The following is a 22,514-nucleotide window of genomic DNA, read 5'->3' on the forward strand; positions in this document are numbered from 1 at the left end:
TTTGAAATGGCAATGTTGCTATCCAACTCAAAATTACTTAGCTCAAATAACCAATAGATATGTACCCGTAATGAACATCATAAATGTTCTATTTCGAAATAATTTTATTGAAACCTATAATGTGGGAGGCTTTACCATTCGCATCGTAGATGGGTTTTCCATAACCTCGTATCCAGTGTACTGAGCCATCACGCCAGCGCACCTGGTATTCAGATTGATAGATACTCCTGTTTACGATTGCTTTTTCTACCGCAGCCTTAATAGCGCTTCTATATTCCGGCAGCATTGCAGCAAACAAATCATCGTAATTGAATGCTTCAAACGGGGCATATCCATAGTTTTGTTTCAACCTAGCATTCGCATTCATGTTTCCTGTGGCAAACTCTACAATGGTGTATCCCATGTCAGTATCTTCAATGGCGTTAATCAAAACATTATTTGCTTCTTCCATTACCTGTTTTTCGAATACCTGTTCGGTCACATTATCAATAATAAACATGATGTTATCCGGCTCATCTCCCATCCTGCCTACAGGTTGCAACGATAAATTTGCATAGATATGTTTTTTTTCACCAGGCAAATCAATGAATAGTTTTGCTTCTTTGGCCTGGAAAGGTTTCGCCTGCTGGTAAGTATCGTTCACCACCTTTTCGAAGTCATCGCCGTTTATTTCCACGATTAAATGGTGAAGCCGCTGGCCGACAATATTTATTCCAAAACTTTTCTCCATCATGGCATTTGCCTGCCAGATGTTTTTATCAGCACCCGAACAAATACCCATAGCGATGGGTGCCTGCTGAAAAATCATTTCAAAGCTATCCAGTACACCTTCCAGTACATTATTTGCATTTGAAATCTCCTGGTGATAATCCATGAGGTGCGAAATTTTCTCTACTACCCTTTCGTTTTCTGAAACGAGTTTAACATTCTGTATCCGCATCGCTGCATCTTCAGCTGCAACCAGCCACAAGCCCATCCGATCGATAAGAACCTGTTCGAACTTCATCAGTAAAGATTGTTTTTTTAACTCAAAATCAGTAGACTGATCATTCATCAACCAAAGGGAGCCGATGTTATGTCCATCGGGTGTGATAAGCGCCACTCCGGCACAAAAAAGAATAGTAGTATTTAGTAAGCCGGAAAATTGAAGGGTTTCTTCATGGCTATCCACGATTGTAACTTGATTTGATGGCAACAACCGGCCAAGCAGCGATTCGGTGCGGGGTAGCGATTTCAATCCCGTAAAACCGACACATGCTTTTAGATAAACCTTATCCTGATCTACCAGTGAAATCAGGCACATGGGCAAATCAAATATTTCACAAGCCAGTTGCGCAAAATCTTCGAGCGCATGTTCAGAAGGACTGCACACGGTTTTGTAGCGGCTTAGTGTAGCTAATCTGGTGCTTTCATCACGGCTAAGCCATAGTTCATTTACTTTCATCATATTAAAGTTTATGCCTGCTATTTTTCTGCTTTGGTAAAACTGATGTCAAGCGGCAAAGGAATGTAAATATAAACTTATCGTATTTTGATGAAATTATCCGCTAAAAAAAGCAAATCATATTTAGATTATTTCTAATGATTAAGCTGTTGGCATAATATTAAGCCTGACCACTAGGTTTAAGCATTTGAGTTTTCTGCCGCTGAGATTTGTTTGTCATGTATTGCTGTGTTTTAATGTTCTCCCACATGATTAATTTATCTTCAATTTTAGAAAATACCCTGATCTCACCATCTTGTGAAATAACCAAACCTAAGGCGTTTGGATGATTCCAGCAATAGGCAATCATCGATCTGTGCCGCGTTCCGTAATGTTTTGGATCATCAGCAGTAAGTGATTTTGATGATGCTGTTGAGGTAGCAGAAACATAAATTTTACGTGGCATCCGTTTAGCCCTAAGTACAGTACCAAAGCCATTGGCTACCATATTTCTATCGAAAAGCACCACACCATCAACACAGCTTTGTGAAGCGATGAAGCTGATTGCTCCGCTAATCTCATCACCAGTTCCTTTTTTAGTGTTAATCGACAAGGCTTCATGTTGATATAGGCGCTTGTTGATGGAACGTCTCCCAGCCTCGAGCTGTTCATCTATCGTACGTTCGAAAAAAAAGTTATCAATCGCAGATCGTGCATGTGCAATCATTGCGTTAGTTAGACGCTGGTAGTGAATTTTGTATTTAATATCAAGGTCTTCATGATCATCGGCAATGAGTATTGCGCCGCCATGTTGATAGTTCTGTATTTTCAGCAGCAACCTCGAAAAGGTTTGAATCCAAAGTCCATCAAGATATTCTTCCCAATCTTCATAGGCTTCTTCAGGATAAGCCTCGGTAAGATATTCTTTTATATTAAGTTTTAGCAGCTCGGCATTTTTCTTTAAAATTTTTGAGATTGGCCCGATGGTAAGTACATCCAGATAGCGCTTCACCAAAACGTTTTGTTTCAGCGTAGCCAGAAGTTCGTAATCAAACAAAACATGGAGCGTACCAATGTCGCTCACAGCCACCTGAAAAAGCCCAGGTTGCTCAGAGTGCGTATCAGACTCATAATTTAAAAAGTTTTGATAATGCATCGCCTGGTCTATCATGCCCCATACAAAAAGTTGTCCTTGTTCATTGTAATAAACGGCCAGCGAGGAGCACGACGGATCGGCTGCTTTAGAAAGTTTAGCTAAAGATTTTGTGCTCATGGCAATAGGCCGCTCGAAGGCAACGAAGCTCCATCTTTCAGGTACGATTATCTTGGGTGGTGTAGGGTCAGGATTCGAGGGATCAATGAACGTTACCGTTACCCGAATCAGATCACTTTCTTCTTTGCACATACTCGAAAAGAACAGGCAATCGAAGAGCGCTTCCAAAATACCTATATCCGGAACTGTCGTTCTGTTTTTGGCCAATCTCAGTTTATTTTGAACCAGTAAGGCAAGATCTTGGGGACGTGAATTTTCCAAAGGATAAGATTTAATATAAAACACCCGAGCAGTTGAATAGTTTTTCGAGCCGATTGTTAAATTTTATCACAGGAAGTTTTATGTTTTTTATTTACCAGCTGATGCCTGGTATAATATTGTGGGGATAGAGTGTTATGCAGCTATCATGGCGTTACTTTTTTACCCCGTATAAATCTGTGCATCTTGAAAAAAGGAATGGCTTCCTAAATTTCTAACTTCTTTAATACATTACCGGGGAATGCATGGCACCATGATAATCTGCTCAACTTGATTAATATACAAACAATTAAGGACATTTGTTTAATGTGAAGCAGAATAAACCTGATGAGCATTATTTGTTTAAATTTCTTATCAGATAAATACCAATTATCTAAACAAAGATGAGCCGCAGTGCTTGCAGAAAAGTGCGTCGGCATCATGACCTTCTAAACTGCAGCTCGGACAAGATTCGGGCATCTCCTTTTTTGATTTTGCTGCAACTGCAATGTCATGTGTAATAATTCCGGTCGGAACAGCAATGATCGCATAACCAATCAGCATCACAACCGATGCAACAAATTTCCCCATTGGTGTGATTGGAGAAATATCACCATAACCAACTGTAGTGATGGTTACAATAGCCCAGTAAATGCTTTCAGGGATGTTGGAGAAACCATTTTCTTTCTGCTCTACCAGATACATTATCGATCCTAAAATCACCGTAATGGTGAGTACAGTTAACAGAAAAATGCTGATTTTCCTGAAGCTGTTTTTTAAAGCCTGTGTAAGGAAATTGATTTCGCTTAAAAATTCACCTAATTTGAAAATTCTGAAAACCCGAAGCAGCCTTAAGGCCCTAAAAGCCAATAGCGATTGTGCGCCGATAAAGAATATACTCAAATAGGAAGGTAATAAGGAAATTAAATCGATTATCCCCAGTAAACTAAACACATACCTGATCGGTTGCTTAATACTAACTAACCTCAAGATATATTCAATCGTAAATAGCCCTGTAAATATCCACTCCAGCTTGTAGAATAATGCGCCATATTTTAGGTGTATGCTCACCACACTATCCAGCATCACCACCATAATACTGGTAAAGATGGCAATCAGTAACCCAACATCAAAAGCTTTTCCCGCACGTGTGTTTGATTCGTAAATCACTTCATGCAATCGAAAACGCCAATGCTCAGATGGTTTTGGTTTCATGATGTAAAATTAATGATTTGCAATCACATTAGCCATTCACCACTTCTCCTCCATTGACGTGGATAACCTGACCTGTTATGAATGATGCATCCGCTGAAGCCAGGAATACGTAAGCAGGTCCAACTTCTGAAGGTTGTCCTGCCCTTTCCATTGCGGTTTCTGAACCAAATGATTTAATCTTTTTTTCGTCAAAAGTAGAAACTATAAGTGGTGTCCAAACGGGGCCGGGTGCTACAGCATTAACCCTGATACCCGACTTGGCCAAATTGGTTGCCAGTGAACGGGTGAAGGAAGTAATTGCTCCTTTAGTTGAGGAATAATCAATTAAGTTAGGCGATGAACGGTAAGCTGTTACCGATGTAGTATTGATGATACTATCGCCCGGATGAAGATGCTCGAGGGCTTCATGAGCAAAATAGAAGTAACCAAAAATATTGGTTCGAAAAGTATCTTCCAGCTGTTTATCATCAATTTTTTTAGGATCTTTTTGTGGTACTTGAATGCCAGCATTATTAACCAAAATATTAAGCTGACCGAATTGCTTCACAACCTGCTTGATAGCCTTCCTGGCAAAAGCAGGCTTTTTCACATCGCCCTTAATGAGTAAACACGTTCTTCCCTCCTGTTCGATCATTTTTTGAGTATCTTCTGCATCACCCTCTTCATTAAAATACACAATCGCAATTTGTGCACCCTCCCTTGCAAAATGTACCGCAACTGATCTTCCAATACCGCTGTCACCTCCGGTAATCAACGCTACTTTATCAATCAATTTGCCAGCGCCTTTATAGGTACTTTTAATCACTTCCGGAGCGGGATTCATTTTTGATTCTATACCGGGTTGCTTTTTTTGCTTGGCTGGAGTCTTTTGCTTTTTCATCATGATAACGTTTAATCAAATAATCTTCCACCGATAACATTTTAACAGCGATCAAAGTTTTATAACCGTAGAAGTACTTTTTATGGATTGCTTAAACATACTTGTTGTAATTGTGTTAAACTTAATATGAAGAAATTTGTACTTTTCTTATTCACGATCCTTTGCTATTTATCTGCCAATGCACAATATAGCGACAGTACAAACTACCATATTTTATTATCATCCACAGGATCAATCAACCGAACAAACGATCAGCGGGCTTATTTGCTCAACAACGGTTTAAATTTCGGGATGAAAAAAGAAACGTTCGTTCTAAACTCCACCACCAGCTGGCTGTACGGAAAGCAAAACAAAAGTTTAAGCAACAACGATTTTTCTACTACACTAAACTTTAATTTATTTAAAGGTCCAGAGCATTTCTATTACTGGGGATTGGTGAATTATAATACCAGTTATTCACTGAAATTAAAAAACCAATTACTTGCAGGCGGTGGAATCGCTTATAGCTTTTTAGATGAGTCCAATGCTTACATTAACCTCAGCAATGGAGTTTTATTCGATCAAAGTAGCCTGGTGGTGGGTGAAAGTTATAACACCTTGCGTAACTCGCTTAGGCTTCAATTTCATTTCGCTGTAAAAGAGATCATTACCATTGATGGAAGCCATTTCTTACAAAATTCCTTTTCACGACGGGGCGATTATATTATCCGGTCGTCGACCACGATTGGCCTAAAACTTAGAAAGTGGATTAGTTTAACCACTGCCCTAAACTATAACAGATTAAACATTACCGGTAGAGAAAACTTAAATTTCACCTACGGACTAAGCCTGGATAAATACTTTTAATCAGGATTCTAAAAATTAAGTTTTAATGTTTCTTTACTTAATGGATAACGCTGATTTAAAAAGTTTTCCATTGAAGCACACAACATTGCATAAAAGTCTTGCTTACAAAGCTGATCAAATAATTGTGCATGACTGACACCGCCATCATTTTTATGCTTTGCCAGCATTTCGCCTACAAAACTAACGGCTTCCCAAACACCATCCATCAGAAAGAAATCAAATGCTGTTAAAATCGTGTTCCATTCGGTATGTATGGGGCGTAATAAAAATTGCCGAGACACAGGCAATAAGTGTTTTTTAAACGCTTCATAGTCGTCCATACAGCCTTCGATTACCATTAATTCTGCTTGAGCGGGATACATACTTTTATCCTGATGTACTTTATCCTTGCCATGAGCATTGATAGTTGCCGCACAAACGGAAGAAATGTTAATTAAGGCCAAATGATCATAAATTTTTGGATGCATGGTTTTCTTTGCATCACGAATAAGTTTCAAGCCTACAATTCCGGGTTTGTGTTCAGGTTTTGCCGTTAAATCAATATACAATAATTCGAATTCTTGCTGAAAATTTAGCGCCATAATATAATGCGCAGCTTCGGCAATATAGAAACGAAGATCAGTAAGGACACAGGGATGATCCTCCTGAAAAGATAAAATAGAGAGTTGCAAAGTAAAAATTGTTCGGTTCCTAATCGTTGAATACTTCATCCGTATTCTTCGAACCGTAAATTTAACATTTTGCGCTTTCGCAACAAAATCATCCCAGCTAAATCAATGTTTGGAGAATGGTTCTTCCTGTATTTCAGTACATAAAAATATTCACAATTGATGGCCAGGAATGTTGAAAATTCGACAGAGGGATAACTTACTGAAATACAGTGGAAATGTAAATTATCTTCATTAAAAAATGATCAACCTACATCAAATTAATATTCAAATCATAATTTTGTGTTATGGCAAATACGAACGTTAGAAAATCAATTCAGAGCAAAATAGAATCTTTAGGTAAAGAAATTGAAAACCTGCAAATTGAGCTTAAGAGATGGGAAAAAATAGCTGCTGACTATGAAACAAACTCAGAAAGCATCGACCTCATTCTTTCGATTCAAATTCCTGAAAAAGCAGAAGGAAAAGTGAAAAGAGTTAAAGCTTAATATGAATCTCCGGTTTAATTATCGGAGATTTTTTTTTACAAAAGAATTTGATCAATACTCTGATCTGGAATATTAAATACCATTCATAATCAGAACAATAAGCAGCGAATAATGTTAATCAAATACACTTAACCAAGATAAATATGATGAGTTTAACATTAGAGATTGTAGAAAAATTATCGTCGGCCGCTAAGGCCAAAGCAAAAGAAATTGGTGTACCCATGAACATTGCTGTTGTAGATGAAGGTGCGAACTTAAAAGCATTTCACAGGATGGATAATGCCTGGCTGGGATCAATCGATATCTCGATAAAAAAAGCGAAAACTGCCCGTTTCTTTGATATGAATTCCGGAGAAATTGGAAAATTATCGCAACCAGGACAACCCTTATATAATATTGAACATTCAAACGGTGGCCTGATCACGTTTCCAGGCGGTGTAGTATTGAAAGATGAAAGCGGTACCATCATCGGTGCTATAGGCGTTTCAGGCGGAACGGTTGATCAAGATCATGAAGTTGCAACTGCAGGTTCAGAAGCTTTAAAATCATATTAAACATTCCGTTTAACTATTCGACATGTTTTGAAAGGCATGTCGAATATTCAACAATCCAGGTTTCCAATCTGGAATTATTTTGGCGTAATAGGCCATCCAAATAAAAATTATCTTAATTCTCAAATCGTTTTCCAGATCTGGTTGTTATAGCCTTATAAATTAGGCTATGATATTAAACATCGACTGGAAAAATTTCTTCATTGGAGAGGAAAACTGGGAATTTATGCTGGAAATTGCAATCCGCACTTTCATCATGTATTTCATCATCCTTATTGGCTTAAGGCTTTTAGGGAAACGTGGTGTAAGGCAACTTTCCGTTTTCGAACTGGTGGTGATTATCAGCTTAGGTTCTGCAGCCGGCGACCCGATGTTTTACAAAGAAATCGGCCTGCTGGTACCGGTCATTATATTTTTCATTATTGTAGGTGCCTATCGGTTAACCACCTACCTTACTGCTAAAAATGAAAAATTAGACGACTTGATTGAGGGCAAATGTGTTTACCTGATCAAAGACGGACGCTTTAATACTGAAGAATTTAAAAAAGAAGCGTTGGCACAAGATGAATTTTTTGCTGAAATGAGACAACAAAGTATCTCGCATCTTGGCCAGGTAGAAACAGCTATTTTGGAAACATCAGGCACCTTAAGCATTTATTTTTATCCCGATGAGAAGGTACGCCATGGCTTACCCATTTTGCCAGCACTATTTGCCGATAAAACCAAAACACCATCACCAGATCAACATTATGCGTGCGCCTTCTGTGGAAATGTAGACCATGTGGAAACAAAGGCACCTCTTAAATGCGGAATATGCGGCCACGATGAGTGGGTAATCGCTATAGACAACTACCGGGTAAAGTAAGATCTACAGATTATTCAAAAATGCTGGCAAACAATTTATTGGAGTACAGTTTCGCCTCATGATCATAAATATGCGAAGTACTCATAATTTCATCTACACCAAATTTGGAAACAAATGCCGATAAATTGAGTTTGATGGTTTCTTTACTTCCAATGAAAGAATAATAAAGCATCTGCTCTACAGCCTCTTTTTCCAGCTGATCCCAATAAGAATTGATGTTTTCAACAGGTGGCTTTAAACGTTCTCTTCTTCCTGTAATTACACCCAAAAACATTCTTTTCACAGAACTCGATAACAATTCTGCCTGATCATCCGTATCAGCAGCAACTACATTTACGCAAGCCATTACGTAAGGTTTATCCAAAAATTCAGATGGCCTGAAATTATTTTTATAAATAGAAACGGCTTGTTCAAATAGTGCCGGTGCGAAGTGACTGGCGAAGGCATAAGGCAAACCTTTTTCGGCAGCTAACCTCGCACTGTCAGTACTCGATCCCAACACCCAAATCGGGATATCCAATCCTTCACCAGGAATGGCCCTCACTTTTGATCCTGCATTATCGGCAGAGAACAATTGATGTAAACGATCTATATCTTTGGGGAAATTATGTGCAGCATGGAAATTTTCGCCGCGGATGGCCATCGCCGTAACCTGATCGGTGCCGGGTGCCCTGCCTAAGCCTAAATCGATACGGTTTGGATAAAGCGATGCTAAAGTGCCAAACTGCTCAGCAACAATAAGCGGCGAATGATTGGGCAACATAATTCCGCCAGAACCTACCCGAATGCTTTTGGTACCACCGGCAATAAATCCAATAAGAATGGCTGTGGCCGAACTGGCTACACCTGCCATGTTGTGGTGCTCTGCAAACCAATAACGTTTGTAACCCAACGCTTCAGATTGTTGGGCAATTTCCAAACTGGTTTTAAAAGTATCGGCAGCGGTATAGCCATCTAAAACGGTGGCAAGATCGAGAACTGAATAAGGAATATGTTTTAAAGTGCTGGTATCCATGTTACGGCTTTGTATAATATCAAAGCACAAAAATATCCTTTAAATGGATGACATGTATTGCTTTCCCGATTATATGACCTTGATTATACAAAGATATTGCTGAGGCTATTCAGACAAAAGCTCATCCATTGTGCTGATCAATTCGTCCATTTCAAATGGCTTTTGCATAATGGCATCGGGCTGGCAATGCACATCATCAATATCAATCTCTACAGCAGAAATGAGCAGAATGGGAATGTCAACAGTATCTGCATGACTCTTTAAATAATTACAGACTACTCTGCCATCAATTTTTCCAATCCAGATATCAAGCAGGATCAAATCAGGTAGATAATCTTTAATAACCTGATCTATGTGCTCCACATCAAATAACGATTTTAACTCGTAATCTTTGTGCTGAAACATCAGCGGAAAAATCTCCTGCAAGTCATTATCATCATCTATGATAAGTATTTTTTTCTTCATGTCTATTTTATAAACTATGCTTTTCTTTTAAATATATTACTTTTTCTAACTACAGGTTTTGCCGGACCAATGAGAAAACCGTAGGGCTGAAGAACAGGGACACGGTCACAAATAATCTTCACAATACCCAATAGTGGAATGGCCAAAATCATCCCGGCAACGCCCCAAACAAACTCGCCCCCAACAATTGCCATGATGGTAAACAAGGGGTTAATATTTACTTGTTCGCCTACAATTAGCGGCTCTAAAATATAAGTTTGTACCAGTTGCACAACGGCGTATACCACTAATACGCCGATAATCATTTTCGAATCTCCTCCCTGCGCCACTGCTGCTAAAACAGTCAGACTCGTTCCCGTCAGGTTTCCAACAAAGGGAATAATTTCTAATATGCCGCAAAGCACTGCGAAAAAGATCGCACTTTCTACACCCACAATGCTAAAACCAATGCCATACATTACCCAGAGTACCCCGATCATTGCACCTAAACCACTTAGATATTTTTGCGCAATTAAACCACTTTCATGCACAATATGCGCTGTTTTATCTTCCTGGTTATCTGGAACCAGTTTCAAAATAAAATTTTTAATGTGTGCCCGATAATATAAGCACAGATACATATATACCAAGACTAAAATGGTGCTTACCCCAATACTTGCCAGGTTTACGGCAAAGCCAGCAATTACTGCACCGGTTTGGCTGTTACCCTGTTTAATAATTTCTTTTTGTTGATTTTTATCAATACCAACGCTTTGATTCAGCCACGAACGCACATCCTGAATCATGTTGGTTAATCTTGATTTCATTTCATCAATGTTCTCAGTCAAACTGCCCATTTGCCAGTACAATAACCCCACAATTAAACCAATGGCAGCAACGAAAATCAATATACAAATTAGTGACGCTACTGCCCTATTGATTTTTTTAGACTCGAGAAAATTACTCAGACGGATGAAAAGCATGGAGAAAACTGCGGCCAATGCTAATGGAATAAGAAATGAGCTCGCAAAGTAAAGTATTCCAAAAATTAGCGCAATTAGTAAAAGTATATAAACGCTTAGTTGAAGTTTATCCATGCCTCAATTAACATGGAAAAGCTTAAAATGTTTATCAGTAAATCCAATCGTAATCACGGCGTTGTTTAAGGACTGAAATTACAATGTTGATCAAACGAAAAATGCCCCTGATTTTCATCAGGGGCAATAAAAAATAAATCTATTTGTTATCCTTAATTTTAATTATTGCTTAACGATTTTGAATTCTGTTCTTCGGTTCAACTGGTGTTCAGCATCGCTACATTGAACATTGTTGGCACATTTATTTAACAATTGAGTTTCACCATAACCTTTGGCAGTAATTCTGTTTTTGTTTACACCTCTTGAGATGATGTACTGAACTGCAGATTCCGCTCTTTTTTGAGATAATGATAAGTTGTAAGCATCTTTACCACGGCTATCGGTATGCGAGCCAAGTTCAATCCAAATGGTTGGATTATCCAACATGATTTTAACAAGTTTATCTAATTCGACAGCTGCATCCGGACGAATGTTCCATTTATCGAAATCGTAATAGATATTTTCCAATCTGATAGCTTTGTTGATTTCGACAGGCTCTAAATGTAAATCTTGTTTTAACACCTCTGATGTTTTTAATCCGATGGTAGCCAGGTTCTCACTATCTGAACGGTAGTTTGTCTTCTCCCCGATTACATTGTATTCCGTTTCTGCTGCCAGATTGAATTGATAATTTCCATCTTCATCAGCTTCCGTTTTTACTGTTCCACCATTTACTTTTGCAAGTGTTACCAATGCATTTGGAATAGGCTGATTGGTTTTCTTATCGAACACTGTTCCTTCCAGTTTGAAAGCAATAATCATTTTTTGATCGATGCTATAGATATCATCATTACCTAAACCATTGTTGCGGTTTGATGAAAGATAAGCAATGCCTCCTTTTTCATTCAAGCTGAAGCCGAAATCATCCTGAGGAGAATTGAAAGGATAACCCATGTTTTCAATTTTGCCGATGCCGGCACCATCTCTTAATGCCCTGAAAACATCCAATCCACCCATACCCACATAACCATCACTGGCGAAAAATAAGTTATTATTGGCATCAAAAACCGGGCTGCGTTCGTTACCAGTAGTATTAATTTCTTCCAGATTAATTGGTTTTCCCCACTCGCCTGCATCAGTTTTTAAAGAAACATAAATATCAGTACCACCTTTACCGCCCGGCATGTTCGAAGTAAAGTAAAGACTGGTTCCACTGGTTGAAATAAATGGATCACCAACAGAATATTTATTTACATCATTGTAAGGAAAAGCAACCGGTTCACTCCATTTTCCATCGGCCCCTTTTGTGCTGCTGTAAATTTCTACATTTACCGTACTCGGCTTATTTTTCACTTTTTCCAGATCATCAGGAATTGGCGTCATGGTGAAATACATGGTATTTCCATCGGCCGTAAAAGTGGCAGAACCGACATGATATTTGGTGCCGGTTTTAATTGGGAACAAGGCCAAACTATCTTTTGGAGATGGCTTGATGTATAATTTCAGATAGCCATTTCCAGTCCACCCGTAAATTTTCTTATCAGGTGTTTTAGCACCATCGAACTTTAAAAAAGGAGAACTTTCTTTTGATTCAAAATCGGTATTGGTTCGGTCTGAAGTGAAAACTACCCCACCTTGATAAGTGGTAGCGCCCCAGTCAGACTGAGTGCTGTTTAACGCTTTCTCATTTATCAATTCAACTTTTTTAGGGTTTTTCATCCATTTTACTGCCGAATCACATGAAGAAAGCCAAACATCTTTTTGCCTTTCAGTCACATCCTTTTTCTGGTCGATGTAAGCCTGATACTGGACTTTGGCTTCGCTGTATTTAGAATTACTCTGCAGTGCTTTTGCATAACCCAAAATATTTTCTGGTTTGCTTCCCGACATTTTCGATGCAATGGCATACCAGCTTTCTGCCTGTTTATAATCATTCATATAAGCATAGGCAGCAGCCAAACGCTCTGCAGCATGCAAACTTTCTTTCTTTTTGTAAGCTTGTTCGTATAAATCTACAGCTTTAGCGTAGTTATAAAGTTCGTATTGCTTATCTGCATCTTTTAACACATATTGTGCTTTCGCATCAATTTGCACTGCAAATAAACAATATAAAGAGAAGCATGAACTCAGTAAAATTTTCTTCATTATATATTGTTGGATAGATCCCAAAATTACTAATTTATTATGGCTTAAAAAACCCGAGGGGTGGCCAGTCTGATGTTCGGTTTGATGAAAGAATATGATATTGAAATCTCATGTGTTCCACCACTGTAACCTTGCAGCGGGCCGATTGAAAAATCATAGCCATAACCAATCCTTAATTTTTCTGTAGGAAAAATTTGAATGGCAGCAACTGCCGAGTTCCTTGGTGTAAGGTCTCTTTGTAAATAGCTTTTATCATAAAGTTTCACTCCTGTACGATAAGATCCACCCACCCATAAAAACTCTTTGATCAACAAGAAAGCATTCACATCTAAACTGGTTGGTCCGCCCCGGTCATCTTTCAAAAGGAAGGATGGTTTTACCTGAAAATCTTGATTGACTGGAAACAAAGCACCAGCTGTTAAATAGTAGTGCGGCTTTGGTTGAGGAATAAATGCATAACGATCAATATTGATGTAAGTGGCAATCAGGTTATCAGCAGAGAAACCTGCATAAAATTTATCATTTGCAAAATAAACACCTGCCCTTGCATCTGGTACAATAGTGCTTTGAACACCTACCGGTTGAAATGGTTCCGGATCGTTCGGGTTTAACAGTGAACCATCAATACCCAGTTGCGCCATCCCTACGCCTAAACCTAAAGCCAGTCTCGAGCTACCATCATCGTTTAAACGAATCCGGTAAGCATAGTTACCATAAACGGCCAGGTTGGTTTGTGCACCAAGTTTATCACTTGATACCTGAAGTGCCAAACCCACATTTCCACTGTTGGCAATGGCATCAACAGCAAGCGACATACTTTTCGGCGCTCCGGTGATGCCCGTCCATTGGCTACGGTAAAAACTGTGCACATTCAAAACCTCTTTATAACCTGCATAAGCCGGGTTAATGTAAATGCCGTTGAACATGTACTGGCTATACTGGGCATCCTGTTGAGCAAAAACTGGTTTTGCAAACCATAAAATGGAACAGCCTACTAACAATAATAATTTCTTCATCGTCTTAATATCTAAAAGGGAAATCAGATTTTGATGCCTGATTTCCCTAAGCCTCTTATCTTAATTTTTAAATGCTCTGATTAATGTGATGTATCCTTTAAATACTTCCATCTCATCACTTCCCGCTTTTTTAACACGCAGTAGGTAATAATAAGTTCCCTCGTTCAGTCCTTCACCTGTCCAGTTATTTTGGTAACCTTTGGCATGGAACACTTCATTACCCCAACGGTTAACAATTTGTAATTCGTTAGATTGATATTGATTCAATCCTCTGATCTCGAATACATCATTTATTCCATCACCATTTGGTGTAAATAAGTTCGGTACTGAAATGTTTACAAATGTTGCTGTTAAAGTTACCGATGCCACGTTAGTGTAATATCCGTAAGCATCTTTTACTCGGTAAGTGAAGGTGTCCTCTCCAGTGAATCCCGGGTTGGCAGTATAAGTAATGGTTCCATCAGCATTAACCACCACTTTTCCATTCTTAGGCTGACTTACAATTTCAACCGTTAGCTTATCGAATGTTGAGTTACCTGGATCATCATTCGCCAACACGATGATTGTTTTTGGTGAACCTGAAACAATACCACCATCATCATTAACGGCTCTTGGTGATTTAGGGAAACTGATTACCGTTGGTGTGTTATTGTTTTCCAGCGTACCAGAAACATCAGTCACGTTAGCACCACCGATAGTTTTAGCATTAACAGTTGCCGTATTGGTTACTGTTCCCAAATCTTTATCGGCTTGAGTTAAAGTATAAACCTCTACAGCAGTGGTGATCGCACCTGGAGCCAAGCCATTTGCTACTGTAATGACTTTATTGTTTAAGCCCAATTTCGCATCGGTTAAGGTAATGGTGTTTAAAGTAACCGGACCAGTATTTTTAATGGTAAAGGTATAGGTTACTTTGTTTCCATCAAACGTTGCCGTTTTAACTAATGCAATGGCACCGTTTACGCTAAAGTTGGTTACGGTTGGTGTATCGTTATTTTCTGCAGTTCCCGAAACATCGCTCACCGGAAGGTTAGCAGGTGTTCTGGCCGTTACCGTTGCCGTATTTGTTACACTTCCGGCATCTTTATCTGCCTGGGTTAACTGATAAGTGAAGCTTTCAGTTGCCGAAGCTCCAGGAGCAAGATTTCCAGATAGGGTTCTGGTTAATCCCAGTTTGGCATCTACGAGTGTGATTACATGCAACGTTACATTTCCTGTATTTCTAATACTGAAGTTGTAAGTAATGCTATTGCCATCTGCACTTGCAGTTCCTGTTTTAACCAAAGCAATGGTTGAAGCAGGGCTGATCACGGTAACCGTTGCATCGTCAACGGCTGGTGTAGCAGGGTTATCAGATTTCTCTTTGGTAATGGTTCCTCCACCTGGAGTATTCGCTGTAACACTAGCCTGGTTACTAAACGAACCATTGTTAACTTCAGTTAAAGTAACGGTGTGACGGGCGGTAACCGTAACACTCGCACCTGGTGCCAGACTGGCTACACTTGCCGGAATAATAGATCCAGCATCGGCGCCTGCATCAGCAACAGCTACATTTGTTAAGGTTACATTACCAGTATTGGTTACGATAATGTTATAGTTAATTACATCACCAACTTTGCTCACCGTATTGGTTGCTTCTTTTGTTAAGCGTAAGGTTGGTGCAGCAACCAATGTAACTGTAACCGGAATGGTAACTGTCGTGGTTCCACCCTTACCATCGCTAACCGTAATGGTAAATGAATCTGTTCCAGTATAACCGATTGCCGGTGTATATGTATAAGTTCCATCAGCATTCACCACAACTGTTCCATGCGCTGGCGCAGTGCTCACGGTGAAAGTTAATGAATCACCATCAACATCGCTCGCCGTTACAACACCGGTTTTAGGTGTATTCATTGGCGTGGTAATAGCCGGTGAAGTTGCCACTGGCACATCATTAACTGCAGTCACCGTAACATTAATAGTAACCGTAGTGGTTCCACCCTTACCATCGCTTACAGTTACCACGAAACTATCTGTTCCGTTATAGTCTGCATTTGGTGTATAAGTGTAAGTTCCATCAGGGTTCAATACCAAAGTACCATGTGCTGGAGGTGTTACCAAAGTGAACGTTAATGGATCACCATCAGCATCCGTTGCGGTGATTTTTCCATTTACTGGTGTATCTTCATTGGTCGTAATCGCTGGTGCGGTGACTACTGGTGCAACATTAGTTGGTGCGATATTGACATTAACTGTTACCGTAGTTGTTCCACCTTTTCCATCGCTTACAACTACTGTGAAACTATCTGTTCCGCTATAGTTATTGTTTGGTGTGTAAGTAAATGTTCCATCTGGGTTAACCACAACTGTACCGTTAGCAGGTGGTGTACCTACTGAGTAAGTTAATGGATCGCCATCCACATCAGTCGCAGTAACTTTACCGGTAACTGGTGTGTTCTTAGTGGTAGTTACATTCACTGGTGTGGTAGCCACTGGCACATCATTAACTGCAGTCACCGTTACATTAATAGTAACCGTAGTGGTTCCACCCTTACCATCGCTTACAGTTACCACGAAACTATCTGTTCCGTTATAGTCTGCATTTGGTGTATAAGTGTAAGTTCCATCAGGGTTCAATACTAAAGTACCATGTGCTGGCGGCGTTACCAAAGTGAAGGTTAATGGATCGCCATCAGCATCCGTTGCGGTGATTTTTCCATTTACTGGTGTATCTTCATTGGTTGTAATCGCTGGTGCAGTTACTATTGGTGCAGAATTTTGGATAGTAATGGTTACTACTGCCGTAGATGATTTGGCAGCATCAAGTTTATCCGTAATCTGATATTGCAAGGTATAAGTTCCAGGCAATGTTCCAGCTAAAACATTTACCGCTCCTGTTAACGGATTGATGCTGATCTTACTATTTGTAGTTGATAACTGTACAATCGTTACATTATTGATAGTGGCTTGAACGCCATTATTGTAGGTATCATTTGCCAGAACATTTGCTAAGGCTGTTCCTCCAACAGCGCCATTTATGGTTCCACTATCATCATTAGCCAGTATTGTACCTGAAGTTACCGTTACCGTCACGCTGGTCGTTTTCGTCTGACCAGGATTTAATTTATCCTCAATTTGATAAGTGATTGTATAAACTCCGGCAGGCGTATTTGGTGCAACATTTACCTTACCTGTTGTTACATCTAAAGTAACTTGCGGATTGGTTGTTGAAACCTGGCTTAAATTTACATTTGCTAATGTAGCAGGTGCTCCGTTATAGGTATCGTTGGCCAATACATTATCTACGGCTGTTCCACCATTTGTAGCATTTGCAGAACCCGTATCGCTGGTAGCGATCAAATCTGGTGCGGTTACTATTACCGTTACAGTAGCCGTTACAAACTGACCAGGGTTTAATTTATCTTCAATTCTGTATACTAAAGTATAAGTTCCTGCAGGCGTATTTGGCAATACATTTACAGCACCTGTAGTGGCATTTAAAGTAACGTTAGGATTGCTTGTTGATACCTGAGAAAGGTTAACCTGGGTAAGTGTTGCAGGTGCACCATCATAAGTATCGTTTGCCAGTACATTAGCTATTGCTGCACCTCCAGTTAAACCGTTAATACTTCCTGTATTAGCATTGGCAACCATCACCGGAGCCAAAACATCAACAGTTACTGTAGCATCTCGAGTCTGACCAGGGTTTAACTTATCTTCTATTTTATAAATCAATGTGTAAGTTCCAACCTGTGTATTTGGCTGAACTTTCACCGCTCCTGTGGTCGTATCTAATGTTACATTCTGATTGCTGGTAGATACTTGTGTTAAAGTAACATTCGCTAAGGTAGCAGGGTTGCCATTATAGGTATCGTTCGCTAATACATTTGCAACAGCTGTACCACCTGCATAAGCATTTGCAGTTCCTGAATCAGCATTCGCAGCTAAAACAGGGGCATTTACTGTTACAGTTACACTGGCAGTTTTGGTTAATCCAGGATTTAAAAAATCTTCGATTTGATATACCAATGTGTAAGTACCTGCAGGTGTATTAGGCGCAAGCGAAACTTTTCCAGTGGCCGCATCTAAAGTAAGTGCCGGATTATCTGTTGAAATCTGTGTTAATTTAACATTACTTAAAGTTGCAGGTGCACCATTGTAGGTATCATTTGCCAATACATTTTCTACTATCGTACCACCTGTAAATCCATTTGCTGTACCGTTATCAGCGGTTGCAACCATTACAGGTGCATTCACTACAACTGTTGCCGTTGCTGTTTTTGTAACACCCGGATTTAATAGGTCTTCGATTTTATAAACTACTGTATAAGTACCAGCTTTGGTATTTGGTAAAACATTAACCGTTCCTGTTGCCACATCTAAAGTAACTTTAGGATCAGTTGTTGATTCCTGTGTTAACTTAACATTTGCTAAAGTAGCTGCAGCACCATTATAGGTATCATTGGTTAATACGTTCGTGATTGCAGCGCCACCAGCTAAGCCATTTACTGCGCCATTATCTGCATTTGCAATCATTTCTGGTGCGTTAACTGTAACTATTACGGTAGCTTGCTCGGTTAAAGCTGGATTAAGTTTATCTGTGATAGTATAAACCAGATTATAAGTACCTGCTTTAGTATTCGCATCAACAGTGATTACGCCCGTAGCAGTATTTAATTTAACGCCGGTGTTACCTGTTGAAACTTGGGTAAGGGTAACATTGGTTAAACTTGCAGGCGCCCCGTTATAGGTATCATTAGCCAATACGTTGGCGACAGCGGTACCACCTGTAAATCCGTTTGCAGCACCTGCATCGTCTGCAGCTGTCATTACCGGTGCACCAACAGTTATGGTAACAGTTGCCGTTTTGATTATACCTGGAGTAATTTTATCTTCTATTTGATAAACCAGATTGTAGGTACCGGCAGGTGTATTTGCCTCAACAATTACTGCGCCGCTAGTTAAGTCTAATTTAACACCAGGGTTAGTAGATGATACTTCCGTTAAGTTGACATTAGTTAAAGTTGCTGGTCCACCATTGTAAGAGTCGTTTGCCAATACATTTGGCACAGCTGTTCCGCCAGTGAAACCATTCGCAGAACCAATATCTGCGTTAGCCACCATTATTGGTGCATCAACTACAACCGTTGCTGTGGTGCGTTGTGTTAATGTTGGATTCAACTTATCAATGATATCATAAGTAACTACATAAGTACCTGATTTTGTTGCGGGATCTACACTAACTGCGCCATTAGTAATGTTCAAGGTAACTTTTGGATCAGTTGTAGCAAACTGAGATAAAGTTACATTGGCAATAGTAGCCTGACCACCATTGTAGGTATCGTTAACCAAAACATTAGGAATTGCGACACCACCGGTTACACCATTTACTGCCCCGTTATCTGCAACAGCAACCATTATTGGTGCATTTACAGTAACCACTACTGTAGCAAGTTTAGTTGTACCCGGGTTTAGGCTATCTTCAATTTGATAAACCAGACTATAGGTTCCAGCAGCTGTACCTGGATCTACCATCACTTCTCCGGTAGTTAAGTTTAATTTAACTCCTGTATTGGTAGATGATATTTCTGAAAGATTAACATTGCTTAAAGTTGCAGGTGCTCCATTGTAGCTATCGTTAGCCAATACATTTGGAACAGCCACACCACCAGTAAAACCATTAGCTGAACCAGTATCCTCATATGCCACCATTGTTGCGGCATTTACGGTAACTGTTACTGTTGCTTGTTTAGTTAATCCTGAATTTATCTTATCCTCAATTTCATAAATTACGGTGTAAGTGTTGGCTGGTGTATTTGGATCTACTACCACCTGCCCTGTCGTTACATCTAAATGAACTTTTGGATTACTTGTTGAAATCTGTTTAAGGTTAACGTTTGTTAAAGTAGCCGCCGAGCCATTATACATATCGTTTGCCAATACATTTGGAACAGCTACACCCCCCACAAAACCGTTTGCAGAACCTGTATCGCCATTAGCGATAATTACCGGAGCGTCAACCGTAACAGAAGCCGTGGTACTTTGAGTTAATGCTGGATTTAATCGATCAACAATTTCATATGTGACTACATAGGTACCCGCTTTTGTATTTGGATTTACTTTAACCTCACCGGTTGCCACATCAAGGCTCACGTTCGTGTCTGTTGTAGCATTTTGAACTAAGCTAACAGTAGACAAGGTAGCTTGCGCACCATCGTAAGTATCGTTAACCAATACGTTCGGAATAGCCACGCCGCCTGTAATTCCATTAATTGCTCCATTATCTGCATTGGCAACCATTACTGGTGCATTTACGGTAACCACTACAGTTGCCTGTTTAGTTAATCCTGGATTCAGTTTATCTTCAATTTGATATACCAAATTATAAGTGCCACGCGGTGTATTTGCTGCAACAGTTACCTGGCCAGTTGTTACGTTTAATTTAACCCCTGGTTGATCACTTGATATTTCTGTTAAATTGATATTAGTTAAAGTTGCAGTTGCTCCGTTGTATGTGTCATTCGCCAATACATTCGGAACAGCTGTTCCGCCAGCAAAACCATTTGCAGCACCTGCATCATTTGAAGCAACTAAATTTGGTGCTCCAACAGTTACCACTACAGTAGCTTGTTTGGTTGAACCAGGATTTACTTTATCTTCAATTTCATAAACCAGATTGTAGGTTCCGGCTGGTGTATTTACTGCAACATTCACAGCACCTGTTGCAGGATCTAATTTCACTCCGGTGTTAGCTGATGAAATCTCTTTGATATTTACTAAGCTTATGGTAGCAGGAGACCCATTGTACATATCGTTTGCCAATACGTTCGGAACTGCTACCCCACCAATGAAACCATTTGCCGAACCTGTATCGCCGATGGCGGTCATTATTGGCGCATCGACTACAACAGTAGCAGTTGTGCGCTGAGTTAAGGTTGGGTTTAAAGTGTCAATGATATCATAGGTAACTACGTAAGTACCGGCTTTTGTTCCTGAATTTACACTGATTTCACCATTTGCGAGGTTCAAGTTTACATTTGGATTAGTCGTTGTGATTTGAGCCAATGTCACCGTTCCTGTAGTTGCTTGAATGCCATTATAAGTGTCGTTAGTCAATACATTTGGTATTGCTACACCACCATTTACGCCATTTATAGCGCCGTTATCTGGATTCGCAGCCATCTCTGGCGCAGCTACTGTTACCAACACATTGGCCTGTCTCACTTCATTTGTATTAATTTTATCAGTGATGCTATAAACCAATACATAATTTCCGGCAGGTGTACCGGCTGGAACCGTTACTGCACCGGTTGTAGTATTTAACTGGATGCCGGCTTGTGTGGAAATTTGGTTAATATTTACACCATTGGTAGTTGCAGGTGTGTTATTAAATAGATCATTTGTTAATACATTTTGAACTGCTAAACCTCCGGTAAATCCGTTCACTGTACCATTGTCTTCAACTGCAACCATTGGCGCCGCTGTTACGGTAACCGTAACAGTTGCTCTATCAACATTGGCAGGATTTAGTTTATCCTGTATTTCATAAATCAGCATATACGTTCCTTCTGGAGTGCCCGCAGCCACATTGATTTTCCCTGTTGCTACCTCTAAAGTAACACCCGGATTGCTTGTTGAAATCTGTGTGATGTTGAGGTTTGTAAGTGTTGCTGCAGCACCATTGTAAGTATCGTTAGCCAATACATCTGCGATTGCAGTACCACCGGAAATTCCGTTTATAGCGGCAGCATCATCTGTTGCTGCTATTGCAGGAACGCCAACCGTAACGGTTACAGTACCTTGTTTGGTTTGGCCAGGGTTTAGTTTATCTTCAATTTGATAAACCAGAGTATAAGTACCGGCAGGTGTATTTGGTGCTACGTTTACTGCACCGGTTGCCGGATCTAAGCTTAAGCCTGGGTTGGTTGCCGAAACCTGTGTTAAGGTTACGTTTGCCAAACTTGCAGGGCTCACACCATTATAGGTATCGTTTGTCAACACATTCGGAACAGCAACTCCTCCGGTAAAGCCATTGGCTGTACCGGTATCAGTATTGGCATTCATTACTGGTGCATTTACGGTTACCGTTACTGAAGCTTGTTTGGTCTGACCAGGGTTCAGCTTGTCCTCAACCTGATAAACCACCGTGTAAGTTCCGGCAGGCGTGTTTGGTGCTACATTAACAGCACCTGTTGCAGGATCTAAAGTTACACCTGTATTCGTTGTGGAAACTTGTGTAAGTGTCAGTTCAGTTAAATTGGCTGGTGCACCATTATAAGTATCGTTTGCCAATACGTTTGGTACAGCAGTACCACCAGTGAAACCATTTGCAGAACCTGAATCACCGTTAGCCACGATCGCAATAGGATCTACTGTTACCGTAACATTCG

The 22,514-nt window shown here is 39.9% G+C and carries 15 protein-coding genes; 4 read left to right on the forward strand and 11 right to left on the reverse strand.

What is annotated here, in order from left to right; all coding sequences use genetic code 11:
* Positions 1–88: 88 nt before the first annotated feature.
* The 4 genes from EA772_RS19150 to EA772_RS19165 all read right to left on the reverse strand — a co-directional run bounded on the left by EA772_RS19150 (position 89) and on the right by EA772_RS19165 (position 5,031).
* Positions 89–1,447, reverse strand: coding sequence for a PAS domain-containing protein (locus EA772_RS19150; protein WP_124914564.1), 1,359 nt, complete (start codon positions 1,445–1,447; stop codon positions 89–91).
* A gap of 157 nt (positions 1,448–1,604) precedes the next feature.
* Positions 1,605–2,957 carry a putative sensor domain DACNV-containing protein gene (locus tag EA772_RS19155; protein ID WP_124914565.1) on the reverse strand — a complete coding sequence of 451 codons (1,353 nt, stop codon included), beginning with the start codon at positions 2,955–2,957 and terminating at the stop codon, positions 1,605–1,607.
* A 366-nt stretch (positions 2,958–3,323) separates the two neighbouring features.
* On the reverse strand, positions 3,324–4,148 hold the full coding sequence (locus tag EA772_RS19160) for an ion transporter (protein ID WP_010601067.1): 825 nt from the start codon (positions 4,146–4,148) through the stop codon (positions 3,324–3,326).
* A gap of 28 nt (positions 4,149–4,176) precedes the next feature.
* Positions 4,177–5,031 carry an SDR family oxidoreductase gene (locus tag EA772_RS19165; RefSeq protein WP_124914566.1) on the reverse strand — a complete coding sequence of 285 codons (855 nt, stop codon included), beginning with the start codon at positions 5,029–5,031 and terminating at the stop codon, positions 4,177–4,179.
* Positions 5,032–5,154: 123 nt separating this feature from the next.
* Here EA772_RS19165 and EA772_RS19170 point away from each other — a divergent pair, with 123 nt between their 5' ends.
* Positions 5,155–5,874 (forward strand): DUF481 domain-containing protein, encoded by a 720-nt coding sequence (locus EA772_RS19170; RefSeq protein ID WP_124914567.1) that lies wholly within the window; start codon positions 5,155–5,157, stop codon positions 5,872–5,874.
* A gap of 8 nt (positions 5,875–5,882) precedes the next feature.
* Here EA772_RS19170 and EA772_RS19175 read toward each other — a convergent pair whose 3' ends face one another.
* Complete coding sequence (locus EA772_RS19175) at positions 5,883–6,422, reverse strand: hypothetical protein (RefSeq protein WP_124914568.1); 540 nt, start codon at positions 6,420–6,422, stop codon at positions 5,883–5,885.
* A gap of 407 nt (positions 6,423–6,829) precedes the next feature.
* Between EA772_RS19175 and EA772_RS19180 the strand changes: the two genes are divergently transcribed.
* The 3 genes from EA772_RS19180 (at position 6,830) to EA772_RS19190 (ending at position 8,446) form a co-directional block, all read left to right on the forward strand.
* The gene (locus EA772_RS19180; protein WP_116167999.1) at positions 6,830–7,030 is read left to right on the forward strand and encodes a hypothetical protein; all 201 of its coding nucleotides are present in this window, start codon (positions 6,830–6,832) and stop codon (positions 7,028–7,030) included.
* A 143-nt stretch (positions 7,031–7,173) separates the two neighbouring features.
* Positions 7,174–7,584, forward strand: a complete 411-nt coding sequence (locus EA772_RS19185; RefSeq protein ID WP_246833995.1) for a heme-binding protein — start codon at positions 7,174–7,176, stop codon at positions 7,582–7,584.
* Between the two features lie 166 nt (positions 7,585–7,750).
* Positions 7,751–8,446, forward strand: coding sequence for a DUF421 domain-containing protein (locus EA772_RS19190; RefSeq protein ID WP_124914569.1), 696 nt, complete (start codon positions 7,751–7,753; stop codon positions 8,444–8,446).
* Between the two features lie 10 nt (positions 8,447–8,456).
* Here EA772_RS19190 and EA772_RS19195 read toward each other — a convergent pair whose 3' ends face one another.
* The 6 genes from EA772_RS19195 to EA772_RS19220 form a co-directional block, all read right to left on the reverse strand.
* Complete coding sequence (locus EA772_RS19195; protein ID WP_124914570.1) at positions 8,457–9,461, reverse strand: LLM class flavin-dependent oxidoreductase; 1,005 nt, start codon at positions 9,459–9,461, stop codon at positions 8,457–8,459.
* Positions 9,462–9,566: 105 nt separating this feature from the next.
* Entirely contained in the window at positions 9,567–9,926 is a 360-nt protein-coding gene (locus EA772_RS19200; RefSeq protein WP_124914571.1) for a PleD family two-component system response regulator, read from the reverse strand.
* Between the two features lie 14 nt (positions 9,927–9,940).
* Positions 9,941–11,002 carry an AI-2E family transporter gene (locus EA772_RS19205; protein WP_124914572.1) on the reverse strand — a complete coding sequence of 354 codons (1,062 nt, stop codon included), beginning with the start codon at positions 11,000–11,002 and terminating at the stop codon, positions 9,941–9,943.
* Between the two features lie 162 nt (positions 11,003–11,164).
* The gene (locus EA772_RS19210; RefSeq protein WP_124914573.1) at positions 11,165–13,126 is read right to left on the reverse strand and encodes an OmpA family protein; all 1,962 of its coding nucleotides are present in this window, start codon (positions 13,124–13,126) and stop codon (positions 11,165–11,167) included.
* A gap of 44 nt (positions 13,127–13,170) precedes the next feature.
* Positions 13,171–14,142, reverse strand: coding sequence for a type IX secretion system membrane protein PorP/SprF (locus EA772_RS19215; protein ID WP_124914574.1), 972 nt, complete (start codon positions 14,140–14,142; stop codon positions 13,171–13,173).
* A 60-nt stretch (positions 14,143–14,202) separates the two neighbouring features.
* Positions 14,203–22,479: an Ig-like domain-containing protein gene (locus EA772_RS19220; RefSeq protein WP_124914575.1), complete on the reverse strand. Its 8,277-nt coding sequence runs from the start codon at positions 22,477–22,479 to the stop codon at positions 14,203–14,205.
* Positions 22,480–22,514: the final 35 nt, after the last annotated feature.

It is taken from the genome of Pedobacter sp. G11 (assembly GCF_003860265.1).
Classification (GTDB): domain Bacteria; phylum Bacteroidota; class Bacteroidia; order Sphingobacteriales; family Sphingobacteriaceae; genus Pedobacter; species Pedobacter agri.

What these genes read in the sequence shown, in the direction of transcription:
- EA772_RS19150 (WP_124914564.1), bottom strand. Translation starts at nt 1,447, where the DNA reads ATGATGAAAGTAAATGAACTATGGCTTAGCCGTGATGAAAGCACCAGA.
- EA772_RS19160 (WP_010601067.1), bottom strand. Translation starts at nt 4,148, where the DNA reads ATGAAACCAAAACCATCTGAGCATTGGCGTTTTCGATTGCATGAAGTG.
- EA772_RS19165 (WP_124914566.1), bottom strand. Translation starts at nt 5,031, where the DNA reads ATGATGAAAAAGCAAAAGACTCCAGCCAAGCAAAAAAAGCAACCCGGT.
- EA772_RS19170 (WP_124914567.1), top strand. Translation starts at nt 5,155, where the DNA reads ATGAAGAAATTTGTACTTTTCTTATTCACGATCCTTTGCTATTTATCT.
- EA772_RS19180 (WP_116167999.1), top strand. Translation starts at nt 6,830, where the DNA reads ATGGCAAATACGAACGTTAGAAAATCAATTCAGAGCAAAATAGAATCT.
- EA772_RS19185 (WP_246833995.1), top strand. Translation starts at nt 7,174, where the DNA reads ATGATGAGTTTAACATTAGAGATTGTAGAAAAATTATCGTCGGCCGCT.
- EA772_RS19190 (WP_124914569.1), top strand. Translation starts at nt 7,751, where the DNA reads ATGATATTAAACATCGACTGGAAAAATTTCTTCATTGGAGAGGAAAAC.
- EA772_RS19195 (WP_124914570.1), bottom strand. Translation starts at nt 9,461, where the DNA reads ATGGATACCAGCACTTTAAAACATATTCCTTATTCAGTTCTCGATCTT.
- EA772_RS19200 (WP_124914571.1), bottom strand. Translation starts at nt 9,926, where the DNA reads ATGAAGAAAAAAATACTTATCATAGATGATGATAATGACTTGCAGGAG.
- EA772_RS19205 (WP_124914572.1), bottom strand. Translation starts at nt 11,002, where the DNA reads ATGGATAAACTTCAACTAAGCGTTTATATACTTTTACTAATTGCGCTA.
- EA772_RS19210 (WP_124914573.1), bottom strand. Translation starts at nt 13,126, where the DNA reads ATGAAGAAAATTTTACTGAGTTCATGCTTCTCTTTATATTGTTTATTT.
- EA772_RS19215 (WP_124914574.1), bottom strand. Translation starts at nt 14,142, where the DNA reads ATGAAGAAATTATTATTGTTAGTAGGCTGTTCCATTTTATGGTTTGCA.